Annotated in this window: 28 protein-coding genes; 8 read left to right on the top strand and 20 right to left on the bottom strand. The window is 54.2% G+C overall.

Annotation, left to right across the window (positions count from 1 at the left end):
• Positions 1-118 precede the first annotated feature (118 nt).
• From MUU47_RS11590 to MUU47_RS23520, 5 genes are all read right to left on the bottom strand, one after another.
• A complete protein-coding gene (locus MUU47_RS11590) occupies positions 119-1,249 on the bottom strand; it encodes an MFS transporter (RefSeq protein ID WP_258988358.1) in 1,131 nt (376 codons plus the stop codon).
• Between the two features lie 111 nt (positions 1,250-1,360).
• On the bottom strand, positions 1,361-2,101 hold the full coding sequence (locus tag MUU47_RS11585) for a MipA/OmpV family protein (RefSeq protein WP_258988357.1): 741 nt from the start codon (positions 2,099-2,101) through the stop codon (positions 1,361-1,363).
• A gap of 51 nt (positions 2,102-2,152) precedes the next feature.
• Complete coding sequence (locus tag MUU47_RS11580; RefSeq protein ID WP_258988356.1) at positions 2,153-3,433, bottom strand: HdeD family acid-resistance protein; 1,281 nt, start codon at positions 3,431-3,433, stop codon at positions 2,153-2,155.
• A gap of 3 nt (positions 3,434-3,436) precedes the next feature.
• Positions 3,437-4,666, bottom strand: a complete 1,230-nt coding sequence (locus MUU47_RS11575; protein WP_258988355.1) for an MASE1 domain-containing protein — start codon at positions 4,664-4,666, stop codon at positions 3,437-3,439.
• Between the two features lie 155 nt (positions 4,667-4,821).
• Entirely contained in the window at positions 4,822-5,103 is a 282-nt protein-coding gene (locus MUU47_RS23520) for an RcnB family protein (protein WP_374684749.1), read from the bottom strand.
• Between the two features lie 278 nt (positions 5,104-5,381).
• Between MUU47_RS23520 and MUU47_RS11570 the strand changes: the two genes are divergently transcribed.
• On the top strand, positions 5,382-6,230 hold the full coding sequence (locus tag MUU47_RS11570; RefSeq protein ID WP_258988354.1) for a DMT family transporter: 849 nt from the start codon (positions 5,382-5,384) through the stop codon (positions 6,228-6,230).
• Positions 6,231-6,329: 99 nt separating this feature from the next.
• Positions 6,330-7,256: a LysR family transcriptional regulator gene (locus tag MUU47_RS11565; RefSeq protein WP_258988353.1), complete on the top strand. Its 927-nt coding sequence runs from the start codon at positions 6,330-6,332 to the stop codon at positions 7,254-7,256.
• Here MUU47_RS11565 and mdcH read toward each other — a convergent pair.
• The 10 genes from mdcH to MUU47_RS11515 all read right to left on the bottom strand — a co-directional run bounded on the left by mdcH (position 7,246) and on the right by MUU47_RS11515 (position 15,909).
• Positions 7,246-8,148 carry a malonate decarboxylase subunit epsilon gene (gene mdcH / locus MUU47_RS11560; RefSeq protein WP_258988352.1) on the bottom strand — a complete coding sequence of 301 codons (903 nt, stop codon included), beginning with the start codon at positions 8,146-8,148 and terminating at the stop codon, positions 7,246-7,248. The genes MUU47_RS11565 and mdcH overlap by 11 nt on opposite strands.
• A complete protein-coding gene (locus MUU47_RS11555) occupies positions 8,148-8,765 on the bottom strand; it encodes a malonate decarboxylase holo-ACP synthase (protein WP_258988351.1) in 618 nt (205 codons plus the stop codon). The genes mdcH and MUU47_RS11555 overlap by 1 nt, the downstream gene beginning before the upstream one ends.
• Position 8,766: 1 nt before the next feature.
• On the bottom strand, positions 8,767-9,726 hold the full coding sequence (locus MUU47_RS11550; RefSeq protein WP_258988349.1) for an AEC family transporter: 960 nt from the start codon (positions 9,724-9,726) through the stop codon (positions 8,767-8,769).
• A gap of 268 nt (positions 9,727-9,994) precedes the next feature.
• Positions 9,995-10,795 carry a biotin-independent malonate decarboxylase subunit gamma gene (gene mdcE, locus MUU47_RS11545; RefSeq protein ID WP_258988588.1) on the bottom strand — a complete coding sequence of 267 codons (801 nt, stop codon included), beginning with the start codon at positions 10,793-10,795 and terminating at the stop codon, positions 9,995-9,997.
• Positions 10,795-11,628 carry a biotin-independent malonate decarboxylase subunit beta gene (locus MUU47_RS11540; RefSeq protein ID WP_258988348.1) on the bottom strand — a complete coding sequence of 278 codons (834 nt, stop codon included), beginning with the start codon at positions 11,626-11,628 and terminating at the stop codon, positions 10,795-10,797. Before MUU47_RS11540 ends, mdcE begins: the two co-directional genes overlap by 1 nt.
• Positions 11,621-11,920 (bottom strand): malonate decarboxylase acyl carrier protein, encoded by a 300-nt coding sequence (mdcC, locus tag MUU47_RS11535; RefSeq protein WP_258988347.1) that lies wholly within the window; start codon positions 11,918-11,920, stop codon positions 11,621-11,623. The genes MUU47_RS11540 and mdcC overlap by 8 nt, the downstream gene beginning before the upstream one ends.
• Before the next feature lie 10 nt (positions 11,921-11,930).
• Positions 11,931-12,791, bottom strand: coding sequence for a triphosphoribosyl-dephospho-CoA synthase (locus tag MUU47_RS11530; protein WP_258988345.1), 861 nt, complete (start codon positions 12,789-12,791; stop codon positions 11,931-11,933).
• Positions 12,791-14,446, bottom strand: coding sequence for a malonate decarboxylase subunit alpha (mdcA, locus tag MUU47_RS11525; protein ID WP_258988344.1), 1,656 nt, complete (start codon positions 14,444-14,446; stop codon positions 12,791-12,793). Before mdcA ends, MUU47_RS11530 begins: the two co-directional genes overlap by 1 nt.
• Before the next feature lie 274 nt (positions 14,447-14,720).
• A complete protein-coding gene (gene yajD / locus MUU47_RS11520) occupies positions 14,721-15,068 on the bottom strand; it encodes an HNH nuclease YajD (protein ID WP_159768129.1) in 348 nt (115 codons plus the stop codon).
• A 142-nt stretch (positions 15,069-15,210) separates the two neighbouring features.
• Entirely contained in the window at positions 15,211-15,909 is a 699-nt protein-coding gene (locus tag MUU47_RS11515; protein WP_258988343.1) for an RluA family pseudouridine synthase, read from the bottom strand.
• Between the two features lie 159 nt (positions 15,910-16,068).
• Between MUU47_RS11515 and MUU47_RS11510 the strand changes: the two genes are divergently transcribed.
• On the top strand, positions 16,069-16,608 hold the full coding sequence (locus MUU47_RS11510) for a DUF2058 domain-containing protein (RefSeq protein ID WP_258988342.1): 540 nt from the start codon (positions 16,069-16,071) through the stop codon (positions 16,606-16,608).
• Between the two features lie 37 nt (positions 16,609-16,645).
• On the top strand, positions 16,646-16,891 hold the full coding sequence (locus tag MUU47_RS11505; protein WP_110508300.1) for a YmjA family protein: 246 nt from the start codon (positions 16,646-16,648) through the stop codon (positions 16,889-16,891).
• An 82-nt stretch (positions 16,892-16,973) separates the two neighbouring features.
• Here MUU47_RS11505 and MUU47_RS11500 read toward each other — a convergent pair whose 3' ends face one another.
• Complete coding sequence (locus MUU47_RS11500) at positions 16,974-18,008, bottom strand: AI-2E family transporter (protein WP_258988341.1); 1,035 nt, start codon at positions 18,006-18,008, stop codon at positions 16,974-16,976.
• A gap of 205 nt (positions 18,009-18,213) precedes the next feature.
• Here MUU47_RS11500 and MUU47_RS23650 point away from each other — a divergent pair, with 205 nt between their 5' ends.
• The 3 genes from MUU47_RS23650 to mdtI all read left to right on the top strand — a co-directional run bounded on the left by MUU47_RS23650 (position 18,214) and on the right by mdtI (position 19,087).
• Complete coding sequence (locus MUU47_RS23650; RefSeq protein ID WP_509908862.1) at positions 18,214-18,312, top strand: protein YdgV; 99 nt, start codon at positions 18,214-18,216, stop codon at positions 18,310-18,312.
• Positions 18,313-18,408: 96 nt separating this feature from the next.
• Positions 18,409-18,771, top strand: a complete 363-nt coding sequence (gene mdtJ / locus MUU47_RS11495; RefSeq protein ID WP_258988339.1) for a multidrug/spermidine efflux SMR transporter subunit MdtJ — start codon at positions 18,409-18,411, stop codon at positions 18,769-18,771.
• Positions 18,758-19,087 (top strand): multidrug/spermidine efflux SMR transporter subunit MdtI, encoded by a 330-nt coding sequence (gene mdtI, locus MUU47_RS11490; RefSeq protein WP_110508297.1) that lies wholly within the window; start codon positions 18,758-18,760, stop codon positions 19,085-19,087. Before mdtJ ends, mdtI begins: the two co-directional genes overlap by 14 nt.
• Before the next feature lie 93 nt (positions 19,088-19,180).
• Here the strand turns inward: mdtI and MUU47_RS11485 are convergent, their stop codons facing one another.
• The 3 genes from MUU47_RS11485 to asr all read right to left on the bottom strand — a co-directional run bounded on the left by MUU47_RS11485 (position 19,181) and on the right by asr (position 20,700).
• Positions 19,181-20,005, bottom strand: a complete 825-nt coding sequence (locus tag MUU47_RS11485; RefSeq protein ID WP_258988338.1) for a trypsin-like serine peptidase — start codon at positions 20,003-20,005, stop codon at positions 19,181-19,183.
• Positions 20,006-20,107: 102 nt separating this feature from the next.
• Positions 20,108-20,191: a small membrane protein YdgU gene (gene ydgU, locus MUU47_RS23645; protein ID WP_509908863.1), complete on the bottom strand. Its 84-nt coding sequence runs from the start codon at positions 20,189-20,191 to the stop codon at positions 20,108-20,110.
• A gap of 74 nt (positions 20,192-20,265) precedes the next feature.
• On the bottom strand, positions 20,266-20,700 hold the full coding sequence (gene asr, locus MUU47_RS11480) for an acid resistance repetitive basic protein Asr (RefSeq protein ID WP_258988337.1): 435 nt from the start codon (positions 20,698-20,700) through the stop codon (positions 20,266-20,268).
• Positions 20,701-21,033: 333 nt separating this feature from the next.
• Between asr and MUU47_RS11475 the strand changes: the two genes are divergently transcribed.
• Positions 21,034-21,315 (top strand): hypothetical protein, encoded by a 282-nt coding sequence (locus MUU47_RS11475; RefSeq protein WP_258988336.1) that lies wholly within the window; start codon positions 21,034-21,036, stop codon positions 21,313-21,315.
• Between the two features lie 45 nt (positions 21,316-21,360).
• On the opposite strand, the gene MUU47_RS11470 is transcribed toward MUU47_RS11475, so the two are convergent.
• A complete protein-coding gene (locus MUU47_RS11470; protein WP_258988335.1) occupies positions 21,361-22,845 on the bottom strand; it encodes a carboxypeptidase M32 in 1,485 nt (494 codons plus the stop codon).
• Positions 22,846-22,870 lie beyond the last annotated feature (25 nt).

Raw genomic sequence — 22,870 nt, 5'->3', positions numbered from 1 at the left:
AAAATGATCGACCCAATATTTCTTGTCGATCACATTCAATTCCTTATATATGTTAAGCGAATGAGGGTGCGAGCACAATTATCGGGCTAATGGTCACTGAGTTTAACCAATTATGGGCTTAATTTAGCATCCGAAAAGACGGTCTCAAACTGAACAAAGCAAAACACAGGCACATTGCAGCGGTCAGCCACGGCAGTCCGTGTAAAGAGTATTGCATGGCGAACCCACCCAGGAGCGGACCTGCCAGCGCGCCTGCACCCCAGGCGACCGACATGGCGGAATAAACTCCGGCCAGTTGACTGCCTTTAAAGCGCTCACCCACCCATGTGATGGCGACGGTGTATATGCCAACAAAAATGCCGCCCCAGATAAATAACATGACGTACGAGAGAAAATGAAAGGCGAGAATATAGGGCCAGATAAAGGCCAGCGCCGCGGCGATAAATGCCAGGACTCGCATGAGCGAAAGCCGGTTGACCTTATCGGCCAACCAGCCAACGGGCAGCTGCAGCACGATGGCACCGAACATCAGAACCGAAATCAGTAATGCGGACGCAGACTCGCTCCAGCCCAGTTTTATGGCATAGAGAGACAGGAAATTCATGCCCAGCATTTCGACTGCGGCGTTAAGTACCGTGGCCATAATCGGTAAGGTGGCGAGTTTCAGGCTACGTAAAAACCCTTCCGGAGTATCCTCGTCGCGCTCGACGCGCGGCATGCCGGAGAGCGCGATTAGCCCAATCGCAATAGCGGTAATCAGGGCTGAAATATAAAACGCCAGGTTGCCGTCGCTGCCGGTGTAGGCGAGTATCAACGGGCCCGCCGCGAACCCCAATGACATCCCCGCCGTATAGAGTGCCAGCACTTTGCCTCTGGCGCGTTCCACCGTGCTGCCGTTCAGCCAGGTTTCGGTCTGGACCATGATGATTTCACTGAACATGCCGAGCCCCATTCTTAGCAAGAACCAGAACGGGAGTATGACCACGCTGAATAACAAGAAAATAATGGCGATGGCGCCGAGTGATATCAGCATCAGAGTGGCAGGGCGAACTCGTCTGAACAAAGCAGGCAAAAACGGCGCGATGGCAAAAACGCCGACGGCGTGCATCGCGGCATTGAAGCCAATCATGCTTTCCGTCATGCCTGCATGAATCAGTTTAAAGGACAATAAAGGTGAGCTCAGACCGTATGTTAAGCTGAATACCGTCACCGAAAAAATAATGGCAAATAGCCGCCTATTTAATAACATACAATCCCTTTATTGCGTCACCACAAATACTGTAAGCCAGCCGTAATGGTCCACATACCATCGCTTTTGTTTTCATTGCCGTGCACCTCGTCTCGTTTGAATCGATTTAAATCAAAAGGTATAACTGACCCCTAGCGTAAGTTCGGTGACGCCGTGTTTATTGACCATTGGGCTGTCGCTGATAGTCGATGGATAAAGCCGCCCGGTGATTTCCCCCCAAGTATTCCACTGTTTTGACCAGGCATAATTCATTGCCAGTTGCAAATAAGGTACGAAACTATCGTGTGGACGCCAGGGGGAAAGGCCGCTGCGCGCAGATTCCTGTTCTGAAATACCATAATAATAACGGGTGTTTTGCGCATTAGACCAGTCGACGCCCATTTCGGGAACCAGAATGAAATTCCCCCACTGCTGCAGGAGGATATAAGCCGCATTCACGGTGACGCCCTTACTGTTATTCAACGTATCAGCCCCAAGCGTAGTGCTGAATGCGCCGATGGGGGAGATATATTGATACGTAAAACCGGCCATCATTGTGCTGTAGCGACTGTCGAGACTGCGCATCGCTGCATTACGCCCGTCGGATGCGCTGTATTGATTGGTGTAGTAATACACTTTGGCGCGGAAAGTCTGCGTATCCGTATTAATAAAGTTATAGCCCGCCTCGGTGCCATCAATATACCAGGTCTGGCCGTTGTAACCGATATACGGCAGGGCCCAATAATCAGCATGACGGGTTTTATATGCGGTGCCGTATGAGCCTCCCTGGACACCAAGTGAAAAATCCGCGCTGTGCGCCGTATCTATTGCAGACAACAGGATAAGCGGCACAAGTGCCAGGGATTTGCGCATGATGTTTCCTTTCCGGGCGAACGCCGCGTTGTGATGCATGAGGGCGATTCTTCATTGAGTTCTGTCCAGCTGTTGCTTCCAGCGCTGGAACCAAGAGTGCCTGACGGGATGAACTAAGGCATGCAGCGCCCGGGCGTAATCCAGCATCAGACCCGGCGTCCAGGCCATGGTGGTGGCGCGTTTGCGAAGCTGGGCGGCAATCCATAATTCGGGCATGAAAAAGAGTCTGATGAAATGCAGCCAACCCAGTCGGTGGGAAAGCACGCCGTCCAGCGCCGACTCGAGCCCGTAGGCCACGCTGCTGGAACAGTTGCGCCACGTCAGGTTGTACGTGTTGACCTCCCGATAGCGCGTCCAGAAGCGCTGCAATGCCTGCGCGTTGTAATGTTGAAAAACAATTTTTCGGTCGGAGTCGCACCAGGCAGCCGCCTCGCTCTGGTAGCTCTTCTGAAATTCACCCTGCACGTTGTTTTCCTGAATCGCTTTTAAGGTCTGAAAAAATTCTGATGGCGAACGGTCAATTTCGACGGCGGGATACAGGCTGATGTAGATATCGGGCGACATTTCAAGCGCGGCGTGCCCGGTTGAAATCACGCCGTCGACGTCCACCGCGGCGATATAGCGATTAATGACCGGCCTTGGAATTGGCGAATTCTCAGAAGAGCCTTCCGGGGTCCAGATATGAATAATCAGCGGCCCCGTGGCGTGAAGCGGAGCCATGGGTTCAGCAACAGGGGGAGGCGCTTCGGGCTCCATAATCGTAAATATCGTCGACCCTTCACGTAAGCGGAAAGCACGGACAGCCAGTCGAACACACTGCACGCCACCGAGGATCATGATCACGCCAAGAAGTTGAGAAATCGTGCCGTGGTGGTGAGTGGGATAGGGCAAAAAGAGAAACAGCGCAAAAGCTAGCTGTGCCAGCCCTCCCATAAATACACGGCGCCAGCGGAGATAGCGCACCACCCAGGCAGAGGCCATGACGAAGAGCCCGGTGATGAAAAATGCAAAACCGAACAAAATGGCCAGCAATAGATTGCTGCTTTCACGTCCGGAGAGAATGAGCACCGCGATGAAGAAAAATATGCCGCCTTTGAAATAAAAGACGGATTTCTGTGCGCCTTTGGCGCTACCGGCGAAGAACAGGGTGACAAGGCTTTCAATCAACAGCAGGAGGCCAAAGACATGAAAAGGGAAGTAGCGCATACCTTCCACGCCATCCAGGAAAATCGAGAAGCCGAGCCCTGACCAAAGCACGCCTACTACCCCGAGAATCGGGGCCGACTTACGTACAAAAGCCGCGCCCATCAATAAAAGTGCAACCTGCAACATGGATTACGCCCCCTTGATGACCCGAGCGGATTCGGCGCCCTGAAATTCACCGGCCCAATAGCCTATGAGCGCCACGCCATTCGGCCGTTGCAGCGCAATCAGTTTTGTTTCCTGCAGATGTAATTTATTTGACGGAGAAAGCGTCAGTAAAAAACGAAAAGATCCCTTAATTACCCGACCGCTTTGCGCTAATGCCCAGCGATCACGCATTTTTTGTTGATCGTCGGGAGACATGTAAGCGAACAGTTCATCAATATGGCGAATACTGGAGAGCTGTTGGGTCAACACAGAAGGTGAATTGTCGTCCCAGGTCAGGCGTCCGCTGGTTAAATCCAGATAATACGATGACGCGGGAGTCGCCTCCTGATGATGCTTGAGCATATAGACAAAATTCAGAAGCAACGCCGTGCCTGACAGATAACACTGAGCCAGCAAAAGGGGCTCGCCAGGGCGTAAACCCGAGACAAAAAGCGGGCCGTTACGCTGCCAGGAGTAATAAATAACGATGATGCAAAAGCTGAGAAATGAAATTGCACCAAGCTGATTGCCGGTAATCACGGGTATCAGGATCATGAGTACAACCGGAATACAGGCCAGGCCAAACAGGAATACCTCACCCTGGGAATCATCAACAGGCTGGCGGAACACATACACTGCACTTATGCATAACAGCACCCACAACACGCCGCCTATGAACCATTGGTGAGAAACCGCGGCATACTGGCGCCAAAACAAACCCATCACGATGGTCGTCAACAATATGGTGCCGACCACGTTGGCGGACCACCAAATCCACAGCGTCGACACGAAATCAACGTCGTGACGCAGGACGACCCAACCCCCGCCCAGTGCGGCGGCAACGGCGCTAGTGAGCACGGTTGCAACCAGCCACACGACGAGACTGTAGAGCATGTCGTGGGGGCGGGTGAAATGGCGTACGCACCAGGCAATCGCAAAATCGTTGGTTAACGAAATCACTGAATGTACCAGCGAGGTTTCAAGCGAATGGCGCAGGGTCACATCAAGAAGCGTGCGCACCAGAAACAGCCCTAGGAATAGCCAAAGCCAGTTGCGGCGTGACGTCAGCAGGAAAGCGCTGACCGCCAGGCCCGCAGGGAACCAGACAAACGAGACCCGGCTAACCGGATCATCGAGAAACAGCGATATATATCCGAGAAAGTAATAGAGCACGCACCACAGCAATAACTGCATAATAAATTTGGGTGAAAGCACGATGACCTCGCAATGCATATTAGTGGCACTGGCGTGATACTTAAAAGCATACAACACGTTTTTTTGTTGTTGTAGGTTCCACGTTCTAATTTTTGTCCGGCGTATTTATGCCTATGAATTGAATAGCATTAACATCGGCGACGCAGAAAGGGATATCAGTCTTTCATATGGCGATAAAAGATATCAGAAGATTTAGCATCAATTATTTTATGGTCGCTGTTTCTGAGTAAGACGTAGGTACCATCCATATAGCTCCAGAATGTCCCCGGTTTCGGCGCGGGCAAATGCCTTATACGCCATGAAGTGATGTTGTAGTCTTTAGTGAAATTGATGTCCGGCGCTTTGTCACCAATGCTGTATTCATGGTAATTCGATCTGAATGTATGCTCATCGAAGTTATAGTCATTGGCAAAAGCAATACAGGGTAATGCAATCATAAAATACATCAAATGCTTCAAAATAAACCTCGGCATTAATAATGGGAAAGATGAAGGGTGAATAGTAAATACACCCAAAAATAATGTGGGCATATTGCCTTTGTTAGCGTAAACCCTTCATCAACCATCATCGGTTTTATTTCGCAAGAACGCGCAGCATGCTGAAAAATAGACAAATAAAACCGGTTCGCAACAGCTTTCAGCCAGTAGGGGGAGAAATCCCCCAGGCCTTATGCGATGCTTACGTGCAGAATTGAGCGCTCAACAAGAGAATATTCATGACGGGTAAAATCACGCTAGCCATGTTCGCATTCGCCGCGAACTCGATCCTGTGCCGGATTGCGCTCAAAGATGTGCATATTGATCCACTGTCTTTTAGCAGTCTGCGCCTGCTGAGCGGTGCAATTGTGTTGTATCTCCTGCTGCAGAAACCGTTCCTGAATCGCCGAATTGAGTGGAAGGTGAAAAACGCACTTTTCCTTGCCGTCTATGCCATTTCCTTTTCTATCGCCTATGTTCATCTCGGTACTGCCGAAGGCGCGCTGCTGCTGTTTGGTACGGTGCAGTTGGTGATGACGGGCTGGGGGATTTATCGGGGTGAGAAATTAACCCGGCTGAAAAGTGCCGGGATTGCGCTGGCGGCAGTGGGAATTTGCTGGCTGCTGCTGCCTGGGGCGAACAGTCCACCGTACGTTCCGGCGGCAACCATGATGCTGGCCGGGGCTGGCTGGGCGGCCTATAGCATCGCAGGGAAAAGCGTTCACAACGCCACGGCGGCGACGGCGGGCAGCTTTATATTGGCCGTTCCCGTGGCGGCGCTGCTGTCGCTGACCCTCAATCCGATGGCGCACGCGGACACGCACGGCGTGATACTGGCCCTGATATCAGGAGGGGTTACGTCTGGCGCGGCCTATGCGTTGTGGTACGCCATCGTGCCGACGTTGACCTCTTCAACGGCCAGTACCGTTCAGCTGAGTGTGCCGTGCATTTCCGCGCTGGGCGGTGTGGCGTTTCTCGGCGAACACCTGACGCTTCAGCTGGTGGTGTCAACGGTGACGGTGATTGTGGGGATTACGATGACGATTTATGCCGATAAACAGGCGCGGGGAAAAGTGGCCTCGCCGTAAGGCATACGGGCCAGGTAATGTCAGTGTGATACGGTTTCAACGGGTTATGAATAATTACGGGTATAATCATTCAACTCAGCGATACGAAACCGGACAGCCATGAAAGACGACATCAATCAGGACATTACCTTCCGCAAGCTCAGCGTTTTTATGATGTTTATGAATAAAGGCAATATCGCCCGCACCGCGGAAGCGCTGGGGCTGAGCAGCGTCAGTGTGCACCGCGCGCTGCACACCCTTGAAGAGGGCGTTGGCTGTCCGCTGTTTGTCCATAAAGGCCGTAATCTGGTACCTCTGCCAGCGGCATGGACACTGCTGGAATACTGCCAGGATGTGATAAGCCTGATGAGTAAAGGGCTGGAGCAGACGCGAAAAGTGGCAGGCGTCGGACGTGGACGTTTGCGTATTGGCACACTGTATTCGCTGACCCTGGAAACGGTGCCGAAAATCATCATGGGCATGAAGCTGCGCCGTCCGTCGCTGGAGCTGGATTTGACCATGGGCTCGAACCAGATGTTGCTGGATATGCTCGAAGATGACGCCCTCGACGCTATTCTGATTTCCACCAACGAAGGCGAATTCACCGGGTCGAAATTCGACGTCATTCCGCTGTTTCACGACGATATTTTTCTCGCCGCACCGGCCAGCGTCGCGCTGGACACTGCCCAGGATGCCGACCTGCGCCATTACGCCGATCGGAAATTTGTCTCGCTGGCGGAAGGGTTTGCCACCTACGCCGGGTTTCAGGAAGCGTTCAGCGTCGCCGGTTTTGAACCGGAGATTGTGACCCGCGTAAATGACATTTTCTCGATGATCAGTCTGGTGCAGGCGGGGGTCGGATTTGCCCTGATCCCAGGGCGAATGAAGAAAGTGTACGAGAACGATGTGCAGTTGCTGAAACTGGCGGAACCGTATCAGATGCGCCAGCTGATTTCGATTGTCTATTCACATCATCGCGAGCGCGATCAGGACCTGCTGGCGCTGGCGGCAGAAGGGCGCATGTATGCCCGAAGCATCAGCGGCTAAGGCGTTTCAGCAGGTGCTGCGCAACCTCAACGCTGTTACGCTCCAGGCAAATTGCTTCGCCTTGCCAGCCTGAAAGATGCGTCAGTCCGGTTAATACGCTGCCCGGCGGCATTTCAATGGCGAGTCGGGCGTCACGCTGATTGGCGGACACCATGGCGTCCTGCCACTGCACGGTTCGCGCCATGTTATAGGCTAAATCGTCGGCGATTTTCAGGGGCTCCCACAGCACGCGGCCCGTAGAGCCACTCAGATACGCACGCTGTGGGCGTGACAACGTCACGGATTCAAAGGCGTGAGCCAGCTTTTCAGCGGGTTTATCCAGCAGCGCGCAGTGCGACGGCACGCTGACTGCAAGGCGAGTCGCCTTACTGGCCCCGGCTTCCACCGCGTTGTGCGCCACAATCGCCATCTCCTCATTACTTCCGGCAATCACAATCTGCGTTTCGGCATTCAGATTGGCGATGTACGTCTGTGTGCCCGCCATCAGCTTTTCGACGCGGGACAGGGGCAGGCCGACAATCGCCGTCAGGCCATAGCCGTGCGGATATGCCTGCTCCATCAAATCACCACGCAGCGCCACCAGGCGCAGCGCATCATCAAAGGCCAGCGCACCGGCCATCACTGCCGCGGGATAGGCCCCAATCGACAGGCCGCTGACGATATCGGGTTTGACGTCATGACGCATTAATTCACGCGCCCACGCCACGCCGGCTATCAGTAAACACAGCTGCACCGCACGCGTGTGCTGTAACGCATCGGCGCTATCCAGAGTGTCGGTTTCATCGCCGAGCACGGCACGCACGTCAGCCAGAATTGCGTCGCCTTCGGGCAGATTTTTCAGCATACCGGGGCGCTGAGTGCCCTGGCCGGGGAAGGTAAAGAGAATTTTCATTATGGCTCCCTGTGCCACGGCGTCGCGGTCAGCTGCGGGCCGGAGGCGGTTTTGAGCAATACGCGTCCTTCGCGTAGCCATTCGTTTAACGCGAACGCGCCGAAGGGCGTTTCAACCTGAGTGTCCGCCCGGCACGGCAGTTTTTCCACCTGCGCCTGCCACTGGCATAACTCATCGTGAGTCAGCGGCTGTGGGGCGCGGATGATCAAGTCGAGATCGCTCTCAGCGTGCAGGACGGGAATTTCGGTGGCGAGCGCATAACCGGTGCTACCGGTAATACCCCAATGCCACGGCCACGCAAAGGTGGTCAGTAAAATAGCCGCCTGAACAGGCGGCTGAGAGACAAACGGGGAATGCAGCAGACGTTCGCGATCGGCGAGCATTTCGGGCGTGACGACGCGGGAAATGGCCTCTGCTTTCACCCATCCGGCGGCGCGTTGTTCGCGCTTCATGCCGCGTACGCCCACCGGGATATCAGCGTTGTCATTCACATCGCGCCGGACCACCACCGGAAGACCGGTGTGCCACTGGCTTGCTACCCATGCTTCCTGAATATTCAGTAAAGCGTCAGCGTTGCTCAGCCACAGCAAATCGTGGGGGCGCGATGTGAAAGTCATATTACATGCCTGAAGTTAAGGTAATGAACAGCGGTAACGACAGGATACACAGAACGGAGCTCAACAGCAGCACGGCTTCTGCATCTGGAGACTGAACGCCAAAGCGGTTACCGAACACCACGCCGAAGAAACCCGCGGACAGCGCAATCATCAGGATAGCGGTAATTGCCACGGAGCCGTGCAGACCGAACGCCAGAACGATACCCCAGGCGATGAACGGCTGAATCAGCAGCTTGGTGATGGTGGCAATACCCACGACCGCATTCATTTTCAGCTTACGGGCAGACAGGATAACACCGGTCAGGAACAGGGCTGCGGCAGTTGCAGACAGGCCCAGCGGTTTAATTGCAGACAGCACCAGGTCCGGCATTTTGATACCAATCGCCGACAGAATCACACCCAGCAGCGGGCCCATGACGATAGGTTTTTTCAGCGAACGCCACATCAACACGGGCAGCATTGCCAGGGTAGAACCGCTGTTTTCGCCGGCAGCCAGCGCTTTTTCACGCTCAAGGATAAGCAGGCAGAACGGGGTCATTAGTACGGAACCACAGGCGATAGACACCGCGACGGACAGGGAAGTTGCAGAACCTTCACCCAGAACGCTGCCCAGAATTGGCAGGCCCAGCGCCGCATAGTTCGGCAGTGCAACGGTCAGCGTCAGAACCGCAGCATCCTGCGGAGACTTCTTGAAGACCTTGGTCGCGAGGAAGTAGATAGCCGCGTAGGTTATCCACATTGCGCCAGTCAGAACGACAATCAGCGGAGACTGAGCGGCAATACCCGACCACGGCGTCTGCACGGTTGCGCTAAACAGCGCCGCAGGCAGGGCGAAATCCATGACAAAGATATTCAGCAGCGACACATTTTTGTTGTCGACCATTTTGGCTTTGCCGGCCCAGAAGCCCAGCAGCATGATAAGGAAAATCGGAGCAAGGGCATGAACAATTACGTAAGTCATAAGTCACCTGTAGATAAAAAAAGAAATACGCTTCATCCTTCAGGCTGCCACTGCGTTGGCTACCTTCTCTTACCTCAGTCACTTACTCCAGTAAGCTCCTGGGGATTCACTCAGTTGCTGCTTTGAACCAGCCTGAATGATTTAGCGTATTGGTCATTTGCGATGTTTATAATTTTCTAAAGCGGCTGTACCGTGGGCGCTATGTTGCGCCCGACGGCGACCGCTTTCGGCAGGTCTTTTTTTACGGACTTCTTACTACAACTGCTCGTTACCAGCTGGCGCGCATCCGTTCGCGAACCAGAGCCGAGCTACGGCGGTTTTCCGCGCCGAGGCGGTTTTTCAAACTTGGGTCCTGACGCGCGTCGCGAACAGACTGTTGCAGGATGATTAACACCTGCGCCAGGTCGGCATCGGTTGGCGCGTCCGGGTTGCTGATATTCAGCAGATCAGACAGCAGACCCAGCGTCGCAAAGTTGCTCACGTCGTAGGCCATTGGCGGAATGGTCGCCGCCAGTTTTTCCAGCGCTTCAACGGTGCGCAGGGTGATCCGTGCGGCGGAGTCTTTACCCATCGCATGAACCAGAACGCCCTGGTCGTTGAAAGCAATCAGACGGTTAGCCTGATAACCGTGCGCCAGGAAGGCACCGGACATCGCTTTACCGACGATAAGGCCGATAACCGGATGACCAGCCAGACGCGCTTTTGCATAAGCGCCAGCGGCACCGGCCAGCGCCTGGTGAATACCGAAGGCTTCTTCGCGGCGGCCATAGGCCTGACTCGGCACGTCGATTACCGCAATAATCGGGCGCTTCACATCGCTGTTGGCATCGGCATCAATGGTTTCATTGACCACTTTTGCCAGCGTCCAGCCTTCAAGCAGACCCACTTCGCCTTTTACGGCGCGTGGATAATGGTTATTCGCATCCGGGACCACGGCGATAAAACGCACGTTTTCACCGTTAAGTTCACCGTCGGCGACCTGAACAGAAGGGCACAGGTCGTTCATCCGTGGGGCATTGGGGGCCAGTTTTTCCAGCCAGATTGCGCCCCGGCTATTGGACTGAGTCATCATTTCACCTCCCGGGCGAAAAGCTGTTTAATCTGGGCGGTATCGGCCTGCTGACGCGTATCAAACTGGGTCAAGCGAGCCAGATACTCCTCGTATTTATCGCTGCGGTTTTGGGCAGGAACGCCTTTGGCGATGGCGTCGTTCATCGCCGTTTTCACCGCGTTGATGCCGTCACCGACCAGCGCATCAACCAGACCACTTTCAGCGCGAATTTCGCCGCCGGTCATGCTCCAGATAAATGGACGGTCGCGGGAGTCGTACTCTTCAATCCCGGCTTCCTGCTCGATAACCTGCGGGCCGTTCAGGCCGAGACGTGCTTCACGGGTCACAATCAGGTAGCTGCACAGCGCGGCGGCGATGGACATCCCGCCGAAGCAGCCGACGGTGCCAGCTATAATGCCGACGACCGGGGTATAACGACGGAGGTCAACGATCGCGGCGTGGATATCGGCAATAGCCGCCAGGCCGAGGTTGGCTTCCTGCAAACGAACGCCACCGGTTTCGAGGCACAGCACGGCCTGAGTCGGGATGCCGTTGCGGTTATCTTCTGCTGCCAGTTCAAGCGCCGCGGCCATTTTGGCGCCGGACACTTCGCCCATGCTGCCGCCCTGGAAGGTGCCTTCGATGGCAATCACGACCGCGGACTGGCCGTTGATGGTACCGCGTGCGACCACCATGCCGTCATCAGACTGTGGCACCACGCCTTGCTGTGGCAGCCATGGCGACATAATGCCTTCGAACGGGTCGAGCAGTTCGCGGTAGCTGCCGTCGTCCAGCAACGCATGGGCACGTTCACGGGCCCGTAATTCAATAAAGCTGCGATCGTTACGCATGGCTCACCTCTTCAAAAACCTGTTCGATACGAATACGCGCCACGCCGGGCGTCGCGCCGAAATCGTGAATCACCAGCGTGCCCGCAGGCAGACCGTTAATCAGGTTCAGACGGTCGAACAGCGCATTCCAGCGGCTGGTGCTGTTGTCCACTGAAGTGGTGATTTCAATGCTGAGGGTTTCCCCGGCGGCTGCGGTGAACAGCACTTCCATATCACCGGAACCAACGACCCCTGCGAGAGCTTTGCCGCTGGAGGTGCGGCTGGCAGGGAATGACAATGTAATGTGTTCCATAACATCCTCTTTAAATTGAGCAAGACGCGGGCTGGCTGACCCTGTCGAGAAACAGTGTGGCGGCGAGCAAATCGGCGGCACCACCGGGTGAGGCGTTGAGCGCCAGCATTTGCGCATCAAGACGGGCGAGAGCCTCGCGTCCAGCCTGTTGAGCGCAGCCCCCGGCGGTGAGTACCGCACGAGCACCGTTTTGCATAGCATTCAGGCCAGTCATTCCGGCGCGAGACAGCACGCAGGTGTCGCTAAGCGAGGTCATGACCGCCATCAGCGCATCGAGACGGGCTTCGCTTTCGCAGGCGCCGTTCGCGCGGCTGCGTAACAGCTGCGGTAATGCCAGCGTCATCACGTGGGGGAACGCCTGTTGCGCTTCTTCACGTGCGCCAGGCACCTGATAACGGTGCGTGGCCTTCAACCCTTTGCTGAAGACTTTCGGCGCGGCGCTGTCCGGCAGGCGGGCAAGCCTGGCTGCGGTATCCGCAATCTGCTGCGCGCTGGCACTTTCGCCTAGCATCGCGGCGGCGCTGACTAACAGGCCAAGCGCCCAGATAGCCCCCCGATGGGTATTCACGCCTTCGGTGGCTTTCATCATCTGCTGTTCGCCTTCGCGTCCCAGACGGCCGACGGTTTCGCGCAGGGCGATGTTGGCGGGGCGCTGCCAGCTTTGCTGGGCCAGTTGCAGAAACGTGGGGGTCAGGCTGTGCGCAGAACGCTCCATCAACGCCAAAGACAAATCGTGATGGGCACCGTTACCCCGGCTGTCCACCAGACCCGGCTTCGGGCTTAATCGCGCTTCGTCGATCAAGCAGTCGCGGGCGAGTGTCGCCAGTCGCTCGGCCTGAACCTCTGCATGAGTCTGTGACAGCTGTTTCATTACCAGCTCCGGAATTTCGCAGGTGGGTTGTAAAGACCGTCAGACCATTCCACCAGGTCCGCTACGCTGCCAGCAGCGAGCAGGGAACGGGTCGCATCTGAACGACGGATGCCCATGTCTTCCGGGTACACCACTTTGCCGGTCTTACGCAGGTCGGCAACGCGCTTAGCGTCAACGCCCAGACCGATGTCGGTGATCCCGGCGACTGCTGCAACCATCGCGCGGCGCTCTTCCATGCTTTCAGCACGATAGAGGTAGGCGATACCTTCTTCGGTCAGCACGTGGGTCACGTCGTCGCCGTAAATCATCACCGGTGCCAGCGGCATGCCGGATGACTGGGCCACGTCAACCGCATCGAGTTTTTCCACGAAGGAGGGTTTTGCACCCGCCTGGAAGGTTTCGACCATTTGCACGACCAGTTTTTTACCGCGCACCATCGGATCGGGATCGGTTTTCATGTTCATCCAGGCCGGTGTCGCATGACGGCGACCGTGCGGGTCATGGCCCATGTTTGGCGCACCGCCAAAACCGGACAGACGACCGCGGGTAACGGTAGATGAGTTCGCCAGACCATCAATCTGCAGGGTGGAGCCGATAAACATATCGACCGCGTACTGACCTGCCAACTGACAGAAGGCGCGGTTGGAGCGCATTGAGCCGTCGGCACCGGTAAAGAACACGTCCGGACGGGCACGGATGTACTCTTCCATCCCCAGTTCGCCACCGAAGCAGTGCACGCTTTCTACCCAACCGCTTTCAATCGCCGGGATCAGCGTCGGATGCGGGTTAAGGGTCCAGTGCTTACAAATTTTGCCCTTCAGACCGAGCTGTTCGCCGTAGGTTGGCAGCAGCAGTTCGATAGCGGCGGTGTTGAAGCCGATCCCGTGGTTCAGGGACTGAACCTGGTGTTCCGCATAGATGCCTTTAATCGCCATCATGCCCATCAGGATGTGTTCCTGCTTGATGAGGCGCGGGTCGCGGGTGAACAGCGGTTCGATAAAGAACGGCTTATCGGCGACGACAACGTAGTCAATCCACGAGCCAGGAATATCGACGCGCGGCAGGTCACATTCGTCGTCGACCAGTTCGTTAACCTGGGCGATAACAATCCCGTCGCGGAAGGCCGCGGCTTCAACCAGCGCTGGCGTATCTTCGGTGCTCGGACCGGTATAAAGGTTACCTTTACGGTCAGCTTTAAAACCGGCGATCAGCGCGACGTTCGGGCACAGGTCGACGTAAAGACGGGAGTAGAGTTCGATGTACGTATGGATTGCGCCGATTTCGAGTTGACCATCCTGCAGCAGCTGCGAAATGCGCAGGCTCTGAGGACCGGAGAAGGAGAAATCGAGCTTGCGGGCGATGCCTTTTTCGAAGATATCAAGGTGTTCGCTACGTCCGACGCTCGGCATAATCATATGCAGATCGTGGACTTTCGCCGGGTTAACTTTGGCGAGCATACGCGAGAGGAAATCGGCTTGCTTCTGGTTGTTACCTTCCAGCACTACACGGTCGCCGGGGGCAATCAGTTTTTCCAGCGCATCCACCAGACCCTCGGTGGGAATTACCTTGCCCTGCACCGGGAGGGACGCGACGCGACGTGCTTTTTCGCTACGACGCGTGCTCCAGTTCCGGGCCGGAGTTTGGCCAGTATTCATAATTAACCTCCTGATTCAGCAAATCATTTTTGCCTGGATTTATGCTGCAGTAATTCTGCTCCGTTAGGAGTAGAGCATCAATTAAGCTGGCGTTCGGATTGTTAGCCTAAGAGTAATAATTTCCAATGTAATTATGTGATGTCGATCGAAGCAGGAAGGTTGAGTGTAGACTACGGGATGGAATACAGGACGGGCGCCCACTAAAGCTGACAGGTGCCCGGTCTGGAAAACAAAGAGGATAGGTGACGACAAAAAAAGTACGGAAGAGGAAAGATTATTTCTTTTTGCTGAGCATCGATTTCAAATCAGCAAACGGATTGTACGTCGCCGCATCGACATCGTTTTGCGCGTCTTCACCTGCCACAACACGGGTGCCGTATTGGTCCGCTTCTGTGTATTTTGAGTGCTCATGGTCATGACAATACAAACACAACAACTCCCAGTTACTGCCGTCTGGCGGGTTATTGGTGTGGTCATGATCGATATGGTGGACCGTTAATTCGCGCAGGTTTGAATACACAAACTCCCGCGAGCAGCGTCCGCATACCCATGGATAGATTTTTAGCGCTTTCTCGCGGTAGCCGCTTTCCAGTCGCGAGTAGTTTTTTGGGATAAGAGCCATGGCCGTTGTTACCTGTTAAAAATCGAAAATTTTACGTCAGTGCGCCAATGTACCCGAAGGCGAAATGAAAAGGGAATGGATGTTTATTTTTAAGGAGAATTCATCCCGTCCTTCAGTCTTCAAAGTAAAGCGATTTTCTTTTTCAGAACGGGCTGGGGTTATGGGCGTGGATCGGTTCTTCGCTTACAGGGTGCACAAAATGCAGTTCGCTGGCGTGCAGCATCAGGCGGGGCGTCTGCTCGCAGCCTGGCGGCAGAAGCCCGCCGTACAGGTCGCAGCCCAGAATAGGGTGGCCGAGCAGCTGGCTGTGAATGCGCAGTTGATGGGTGCGCCCGGTTTCTGGCGTTAGCTGGACGCGCGTCACGGGCACTGAGGTCCCGTCTGCCTGCGCATAATGAAAACGCTCAATAATATGATAGCGTGAACGTGCGGGTTTGCCGGTGATGGCGCAAATCGACATCAGTGGGAACAGCGCCGGATCTTTGGCTATCGCCGCGTCTATTACCCCTTCGTCGTCGGGCAGATGGCCACACAGCAGGGCGCTGTACACTTTGGTCACGGTGCGCTGGCTGAACTGATGGCAAAGAGCGGCATTGATAGCTTTACTGCGCGCCACCACCATCAGGCCGGACGTGCCGAAATCCAGGCGGTGAACCAGGGTACAGCCGGGAAAAAGCTGGACCAGCCGATGATGCACTGAATCGAGGTTCTGCGGATTTTTCCCTGACAGGCTGAGTAGTCCTGTGGGTTTATTGATAAGCACCAGATGCGCATCCTGCCAGAGAATTTCTATCTGGTCATGACACGGCGGAGCAATAAAAGTATCAATTATCGAAGACATCGGGCGGCCAGGATGACGAGTGGAAACGGATGATAGCGAATTTTCAGTCGACTGACGAATTTGGCCGTTGCCGGGCCAGACTCAGCGCCTGCCGTCTGGTATCGCCCGCGAAAATACGGGTATAATCACCTAAATTATTCAACCGGTTCAGATACGAAGATGACAAAACTCACCTTACAAGAGCAGATGCTCAAAGCGGGATTAGTGTCCAGCAAAAAAATGGCCAAGGTCCAGCGCACGGCTAAAAAATCACGTGTTCAGGCGCGTGAGGCAAGAGAGGCCGTGGAAGAGAATAAAAAAGCGCAGCTTGAGCGTGATAAAGAGCTCAGTGAGCAGCAAAAACAAGCGACGCTATCGAAAGAATATAAAGCGCAGGTGAAGCAGCTGATTGAAATGAACAAAATCACCATTGCCCGAGGCAATATTGATTTTAACTTCACCGATAACAATTTAATTAAAAAAGTCGTCGTGGATAAGCTGACGCAGTCACAGTTGATCAGCGGTCGTCTGGCGATTGCGCGCCTGCTTGTCGATAAAAACGGTGACAGCACCTACGCCATTATCCCCGCGAGTGTGGCCGATAAAATTGCCCAGCGTGATGCGGACAGTATCGTTCTGAACAGTGCGTTGAGTCAGGAAGAGCAGGATGAAGACGATCCGTATGCTGATTTCAAAGTGCCTGACGATTTGATGTGGTAACGCACCGCTAGCCGATTTTAACTCCCGAGGACGATTAATGAACACCGAAATCCCATTGAAATTTTATGACATCGTGGACGAGTATTCGACTGAATGCGCCGAGCCGGTGAGCGACGCAGAACGTGATTCTCTGGCGCATTATTTCCAGCTGCTGGTCACCCGTTTGATGAATAACGAAGAAATCAGCGAAGAAGCGCAGCAGGATATGGCTCAGGAAGCCGGGATCAACGCGAAGCGTATTGATGATATCGCGACGTTCCTGAATACATGGGGCAACGAGTAATTCCTGTCGGGAATGAGCCCAGATAGACAGGCTGATTATGCGAGAGTGACGAATTTCACGTTAATCAGCCCATCTGCACCTGCTATTCCTTACTCAAATCACTCAGTAGCACCGCAATATTTTGCCCGCCCTGGGTGTTCTCCAGCCCGATTTTAACGATGATGGTCAATGGCACCGAGAGCAGCATGCCCACCGGACCGAGCAGCCAGCCCCAGAATATCAACGACAGGAACACCACTAGCGTGGAAAGGCCCAGCCCACGGCCCATAATGCGTGGCTCAAGAATGTTGCCAAACACCATGTTGATCGCCAGATAACCCGCCAGCACCACCAGCGCATCGTAGACGTTGCCTAAAACCAGCACCTGCAGTATTGGTGGGACGGCAGCCAGCACCGAACCGATGTTGGGAATATAGTTCAGCGCAAACGCCAGCATTCCCCAGATAAATGCAAAGCGCACGTCGAGGGCGGCGAGCATGGCCCAGGCGACCAGCCCGGTTACCAGGCTAATGGCGGTTTTCAGCACCAGATAGTGGCTCACGCTGTCGATGGCTTTTTGAATCGCCGCCATGCCTTCCACCGGACGCATCATCATCTGCTGCAGTTTAGCCGGGAGCTGCGGCACTTCAAACAGCATAAACACCACTGTCAGAAGCAGCAGGAAAATAGAGGACATGGCGTTAGTGAGCTGTGTCAGCAGGCCGGTGACCAGCGTCATCGCCGCATTCGGATCGATGTATTTCCCCAACGCATTAACGGATACATCAATACCAAAGCGCTGTAGCCACGGCTGCAGGTTTTCCATCGGTACAACCAGCGACGAACGATACTGCGGCAGCGTACGGGCGAGTTCGTTGAGCGACGTGCCCAGATAGGACAGCAGCAGAACCGCCACCATAATAATGAAGGTGATGAGCAGGGTGACTGCCAGCCCACGCGGAACGCGCCAGCGGACCAGCAGCTGCACCACCGGGTTGAGCACCACGGCGATAAACAGTGACAGAATAAAAGGCACCACAATATCAGCGGCGAAGCGAATACCGGCGAGGATAATCACCAGCATTCCGAGCATGATGACTATCTTTAATCCATTAAGTGTAATACCCGACTTTGCCATAACATATCCTTGATAAACGTGATGCCAAACATCATAAAACGGCGTGAGGTAAGAATAAACTCATTAATACAAAATGTGCTGGGTAAAGAATTGAAAAGACTTTGAGTTTATTTTTGCACTATGCCAGAATTACGCGGTGTTTAACTACTGAGGACAATTTTCATCCGCAAAGACGAGAAGCAACCCCGCGGATAATTGTAATTTTATGGACATGTCGTTCAGAACCCGGACTTCCTTGCAATCTGTCATTATCCCCACGCATTCCTTACTTTCTGCCGAGCAGCACTGGCGCTCTGCGCTATAGTCTTTTCCTTCCTTTGAGCTAAAACTTAATCATTTTTTACGGTTTGCGCCTCTTCGCAAACTGCAACTGATTATATTCTCAGGCAGGAGAAGAACCATGTTTTACTGGATATTATTAGGTCTGGCGATCGTCGCTGAAATTACAGGCACTTTGTCGATGAAATGGGCAAGCGTCAGCGATGGTCATGCCGGTTATATTTTAATGCTCGGCATGATTGCCCTTTCTTATATATTCCTTTCCTTCGCGGTTAAAAAAATCGCGCTCGGCGTGGCTTACGCCCTGTGGGAAGGCGTCGGTATTTTATTAATTACGCTGTTTAGCGTGCTGTTATTTGATGAAAGCCTGACGCTGATGAAAGGGGCAGGGCTGGCCACGCTGGTGATGGGTATTGTGCTGATTAAATCTGGCACCCGCAAAGTCAAAAACAAATCTGCGGAGGTGAACCATGCCGCAGTTTGAGTGGGTACACGGCGCGTGGCTGGCAGGGGCGATTGTGTTGGAAATCATCGCCAATATATTCCTTAAATTCTCGGACGGTTTCCGCCGAAAAATATACGGCATATTGTCGCTGGTGGCGGTACTGGCCGCATTTAGCGCATTGTCGCAGGCGGTTAAAGGTATCGATCTTTCGGTGGCATACGCAATTTGGGGCGGATTTGGCGTGGTTGCCACGCTGGCAGCGGGCTGGATCCTGTTTGGACAGCGCCTTAATTACAAAGGATGGATAGGTTTAATCTTGTTAATCGCCGGAATGGTGATGATTAAACTCGCATGATGTTGGCAGGATGCGAACAGTTGCAGTTTTTTGTTCAGTGAACCGATGCCGATAACGTCGCTGCTGCAGTTGCGTCAGCAGCGACAGTATTCGTTACTGGTCAGCCAGTGTTTCAAGTTTGTCCCGAAAACCGGTCACTGAAATCGCGCGGTTATCTGCCCGCCAGCGATCTTTCGCCGCCGGAGCTGAGCTTTGGACGCCAATCAGCTGCCAGCCGTCATCAGTTTTCAGCATCAGCGGTGAACCGCTATCGCCAGGCAAGGTATCGCACTGATGCGACAGCACGGTACTTTGCGCCCAGCCCGTCACCAGACAGTTATTGTGCGTGTACAGCGAATCGAGATGATCGAGCGGATAGCCAGATTGCGTCACCTGGCGGTTAGCGGATTTAAGCGCGGCGGTCAGCGCATCCTTATCACCGGCGAACAGCGGCAACGGAGTGATACCAGAAGGCGGATAGCGCAGCACAATCAGGCCAAAATCCCAGGGCGCGGCAGACGACGGAACAATCCAGCCGTCACCGTCCGGCTTCAGGCGTTTGCCGAGCGACGGCTCAACGCGGCCTTCTATCCCGTGGATTTCATAACGCCAGAGACCTTTTTGCGATACAAAGCGCAGGGCGATGGGCTTATCGAGTTTGCCACGCGGCGGCGTCAACAAGCAGTGTCCTGCGGTCAGCGCCAGATGCGGAGAAATTAAGGTCGCGGTGCAAAGATTGCCGCTGGCAGTTTCCAACTGGCCGATAGCATCCCACGGGGATTGCGTAGGATTGGTGACCTTGACGCGGTCGTCATGACCAAAGAAAAGCGTCTTAAGATCGGAGGCACTGATGCCGGTGTCGTCGCTGTCATCGTCAGCGTGGGTCAGGGGAGAAAAAAGGCAAACGGCTCCCAGTAAAACCACTATGGATCTGTGCATAACACTCTCTGAAGGGGCGATTATGATTATAAAAAGGGTAACCCAATGAGATTACTATAGACGGGATGGATGAAAAGTGGGAGTAAAATCAGCGTGCTACACTCAGTACAAAAAGAACCGGGTGGCAACCAGGGCACAAACAATCAGTAATAAGAGGATGAGCTCGAATCGATAGCGGCGCAGCATCATTGCTCTCCAGAAAAAAACGGCGCTGAAACAGCGCCGATTTAGTTTACAAGACCGTACGACCGGTTGCGAAATTACGCAGCTGGCTGTGCAGCTGGTTTAGCAGCCTGGTGCTTGGTGTGTTTCACGTGTTTTTTAGCAGCCTGCGCTTTCTGCGCTACAGCAGGTTTAGTTGCTGCTTTTTTGTGGTGCTTTTTAGCCGCCTGCGCTTTCTGCGCTACAGCGGGTTTGGTTGCTGCTTTTTTGTGTTTTTTAGCAGCCTGCGCCTTCTGCGCTACAGCAGGTTTAGCTGCTGCTTTTTTGTGGTGCTTTTTAGCGGCCTGAGCTTTCTGCTCTGCAGCGGGTTTTGCAGCGGCTTTCTTGTGTTTCTTATGATGAGTGGTTTTAGCCGGAGCAGCGTGAGTTGCAGCAGGCGCAGCAGCCGGAGCGGTAGCAGCGGTGTCAGCAGCGAAAGCAGCAGAAGACAGACCCATAGCAGCGGCAACAACCAGAGCTAATACTTTTTTCATTCTGAAATCCTCGAATTTGGTTTCTATGTTCAACCCCACTGCGGGGCCGTTGAATAGACTATATGCTTGTCTTTCCGAGGTTTCCGTGAGTGATTGGTATCGGCGTGTAACCATATGTACACTTCCGGCTGTCGTTTTATCACTCTTTAAAAATCAGTGAGATACGATGAAAACTGTTCCCCGAGCCATAGAACTTCCCACAATGATGTAAATTTCCGGGTAGGTAGCGCTGGAGGAAACCTCTCAGAGCCGCCAAAAACCCGCATTAAAAGTTCACCATTCACCTTTTGGTACCCGTAACATAGCAGGCTAATTATTTTTTTGGGGTGAGTTGTGATTGGGAATTCTTCTGTCCTGTGGGGCGGTGTTCTACTTCTTGTGCTTGCGATGCTGTGGTTGCACTACGATAGCGGCAGGCTGAAGCGGGAAATGCGGCGCTCGCGTAAAGGGCGAGAGCAGCGCGAGGACGAACTTAAATTATTGCAGCAAGAGTGGGATGAGTTTCTTGTCGCAGAAAAAAATGAGCTTGAGCAACTGAGGATTGCAATGCACCCCAAATATGGGCATGTGGTTCACACCAGTCTGAGCAGGCTAGCCGGAATGCTGACTCACTGACAAATAAAGAGTGTGGCGGGTTGTACCACACTCTCTCCCATCAACTTACAAATAACGCGCGGTTAAGTGCTCGCGGAAATAGCGGCTATTCAGGTCTTCGCCGGTGGCGTGGGTGATAAGTTCCGACGTGCTGAAGCGGCTGCCGTGCTGCCAGACGTTCTGCTGTAACCAACCGAACAGCGGACTGAAGTTGCCGTCGTTCAGGTTCTGGTCGAGGTCCGGTAGCGCTTTGCGAGCGGCCTGGAACAGCTGCGCGGCGTACATGGCGCCCAGCGTATACGACGGGAAGTAACCGAAGCCGCCGTCGGTCCAGTGAATATCCTGCATACAGCCGTTGCGGTAGTTGCCTTCTGTCGACAGCCCCAGATACTGCTGCATTTTTTCATCCCACAGCGCCGGAATATCATCGACTTCAATCTGGCCATCAATCAGCGCCCGTTCGATTTCATAACGCAGGATCACATGCGCTGGATAGCTGACTTCATCAGCGTCCACGCGAATGAATCCGCGTTCGACCGTCTGACTCCAGGCAATGAAATTATCCAGACTGAACGCAGGCTGGCTGCCGAAATGCTGCTGGATTTTCGGCAGAAGATGCTTAAGGAACGCGGCACTGCGCCCGAGCTGCATCTCAAAGAACAGGCTCTGTGATTCATGCACGCCCATTGAGCGCGCGTGAGCAATTGGCTGTCCGGCCCACTGACGCGGCAGGTTTTGTTCATAACGCGCATGCCCGGTTTCGTGAATAACGCCAAAAAGGGCGCTGAGCAGATCGTTTTCGTCGTAGCGGGTGGTGATGCGCACATCTTCCGGTACGCCGCCGCAGAACGGATGGGTACTGACATCAAGGCGACCGCCGTTAAAATCAAAACCGAGCAGGGTCATGGTTTCCAGCCCGAGCTGGCGCTGTGCTTCGGTCGGGAACGGGCCTTGTGGATTGATGAGTTTGCGGCTGGCCTGCTTGTCGACTACGGTTTGCAGCAAATCGGGCAGCCAGCTTTTCAGGTCAGCGAACAGCACATCGAGGCGGCTACTGGTCATGCCCGGTTCGTAGAGGTCGAGCAGGGCGTCGTAGCGCGAACCGCCGCTGGCTTCAGCCCGGATATTGGCTTCTTCACGACTCAGTCGTACCACTTCTTTCAGATTCGGTGCAAAGCCTTGCCAGTCGTTGTTTTTACGCTGGGTGCGCCAGGCGTGCTCGCAGCGACTGCCTGCCAGCGATTTCGCTTCAACCAGGCTTTCGGGCAACAGCGCGGCCTGATGGTAAGCACGCGCCATTTCATTCAGATTCGCGCGTTCGTCATCGCTGAGGTTTTCCTGCTGTGCGGCTTCAAGGCCGTTCGCCACATTTTTGTCGGTCAGGATCTGATGCTGCAACACGCCTAATTCAGCCAGCGCTTCGCCACGAGCCTGGCTTCCGCCCGGTGGCATCATGGCAGCCATATCCCAGCCAGCAATGGAGGAGAGGTGCGAAAAACGTGATAAACGCTGGAAAGTGCGGGTGAGCTGTTGGTAGTTAATGTTTGCCATTTTGCCTTAATTCCCATTGAGTGAC

Origin of the sequence: Scandinavium hiltneri (assembly GCF_024764835.1) — a bacterium.
In the GTDB taxonomy this organism is placed as follows: Bacteria; Pseudomonadota; Gammaproteobacteria; order Enterobacterales; family Enterobacteriaceae; genus Scandinavium; species Scandinavium hiltneri.
This window is presented reverse-complemented; position numbering and strand designations above follow the sequence as displayed.

Excerpts from the sequence above, each read along its gene's own strand:
- MUU47_RS11590 (WP_258988358.1), bottom strand. The coding sequence starts at position 1,249 with ATGTTATTAAATAGGCGGCTATTTGCCATTATTTTTTCGGTGACGGTA.
- MUU47_RS11585 (WP_258988357.1), bottom strand. The coding sequence starts at position 2,101 with ATGCGCAAATCCCTGGCACTTGTGCCGCTTATCCTGTTGTCTGCAATA.
- MUU47_RS11580 (WP_258988356.1), bottom strand. The coding sequence starts at position 3,433 with ATGTTGCAGGTTGCACTTTTATTGATGGGCGCGGCTTTTGTACGTAAG.
- MUU47_RS23520 (WP_374684749.1), bottom strand. The coding sequence starts at position 5,103 with ATGATTGCATTACCCTGTATTGCTTTTGCCAATGACTATAACTTCGAT.
- MUU47_RS11570 (WP_258988354.1), top strand. The coding sequence starts at position 5,382 with ATGACGGGTAAAATCACGCTAGCCATGTTCGCATTCGCCGCGAACTCG.
- MUU47_RS11565 (WP_258988353.1), top strand. The coding sequence starts at position 6,330 with ATGAAAGACGACATCAATCAGGACATTACCTTCCGCAAGCTCAGCGTT.
- mdcH (WP_258988352.1), bottom strand. The coding sequence starts at position 8,148 with ATGAAAATTCTCTTTACCTTCCCCGGCCAGGGCACTCAGCGCCCCGGT.
- MUU47_RS11555 (WP_258988351.1), bottom strand. The coding sequence starts at position 8,765 with ATGACTTTCACATCGCGCCCCCACGATTTGCTGTGGCTGAGCAACGCT.
- MUU47_RS11550 (WP_258988349.1), bottom strand. The coding sequence starts at position 9,726 with ATGACTTACGTAATTGTTCATGCCCTTGCTCCGATTTTCCTTATCATG.
- mdcE (WP_258988588.1), bottom strand. The coding sequence starts at position 10,795 with ATGACTCAGTCCAATAGCCGGGGCGCAATCTGGCTGGAAAAACTGGCC.
- MUU47_RS11540 (WP_258988348.1), bottom strand. The coding sequence starts at position 11,628 with ATGCGTAACGATCGCAGCTTTATTGAATTACGGGCCCGTGAACGTGCC.
- mdcC (WP_258988347.1), bottom strand. The coding sequence starts at position 11,920 with ATGGAACACATTACATTGTCATTCCCTGCCAGCCGCACCTCCAGCGGC.
- MUU47_RS11530 (WP_258988345.1), bottom strand. The coding sequence starts at position 12,791 with ATGAAACAGCTGTCACAGACTCATGCAGAGGTTCAGGCCGAGCGACTG.
- mdcA (WP_258988344.1), bottom strand. The coding sequence starts at position 14,446 with ATGAATACTGGCCAAACTCCGGCCCGGAACTGGAGCACGCGTCGTAGC.
- yajD (WP_159768129.1), bottom strand. The coding sequence starts at position 15,068 with ATGGCTCTTATCCCAAAAAACTACTCGCGACTGGAAAGCGGCTACCGC.
- MUU47_RS11515 (WP_258988343.1), bottom strand. The coding sequence starts at position 15,909 with ATGTCTTCGATAATTGATACTTTTATTGCTCCGCCGTGTCATGACCAG.
- MUU47_RS11510 (WP_258988342.1), top strand. The coding sequence starts at position 16,069 with ATGACAAAACTCACCTTACAAGAGCAGATGCTCAAAGCGGGATTAGTG.
- MUU47_RS11505 (WP_110508300.1), top strand. The coding sequence starts at position 16,646 with ATGAACACCGAAATCCCATTGAAATTTTATGACATCGTGGACGAGTAT.
- MUU47_RS11500 (WP_258988341.1), bottom strand. The coding sequence starts at position 18,008 with ATGGCAAAGTCGGGTATTACACTTAATGGATTAAAGATAGTCATCATG.
- MUU47_RS23650 (WP_509908862.1), top strand. The coding sequence starts at position 18,214 with ATGGACATGTCGTTCAGAACCCGGACTTCCTTGCAATCTGTCATTATC.
- mdtJ (WP_258988339.1), top strand. The coding sequence starts at position 18,409 with ATGTTTTACTGGATATTATTAGGTCTGGCGATCGTCGCTGAAATTACA.
- mdtI (WP_110508297.1), top strand. The coding sequence starts at position 18,758 with ATGCCGCAGTTTGAGTGGGTACACGGCGCGTGGCTGGCAGGGGCGATT.
- MUU47_RS11485 (WP_258988338.1), bottom strand. The coding sequence starts at position 20,005 with ATGCACAGATCCATAGTGGTTTTACTGGGAGCCGTTTGCCTTTTTTCT.
- ydgU (WP_509908863.1), bottom strand. The coding sequence starts at position 20,191 with ATGCTGCGCCGCTATCGATTCGAGCTCATCCTCTTATTACTGATTGTT.
- asr (WP_258988337.1), bottom strand. The coding sequence starts at position 20,700 with ATGAAAAAAGTATTAGCTCTGGTTGTTGCCGCTGCTATGGGTCTGTCT.
- MUU47_RS11470 (WP_258988335.1), bottom strand. The coding sequence starts at position 22,845 with ATGGCAAACATTAACTACCAACAGCTCACCCGCACTTTCCAGCGTTTA.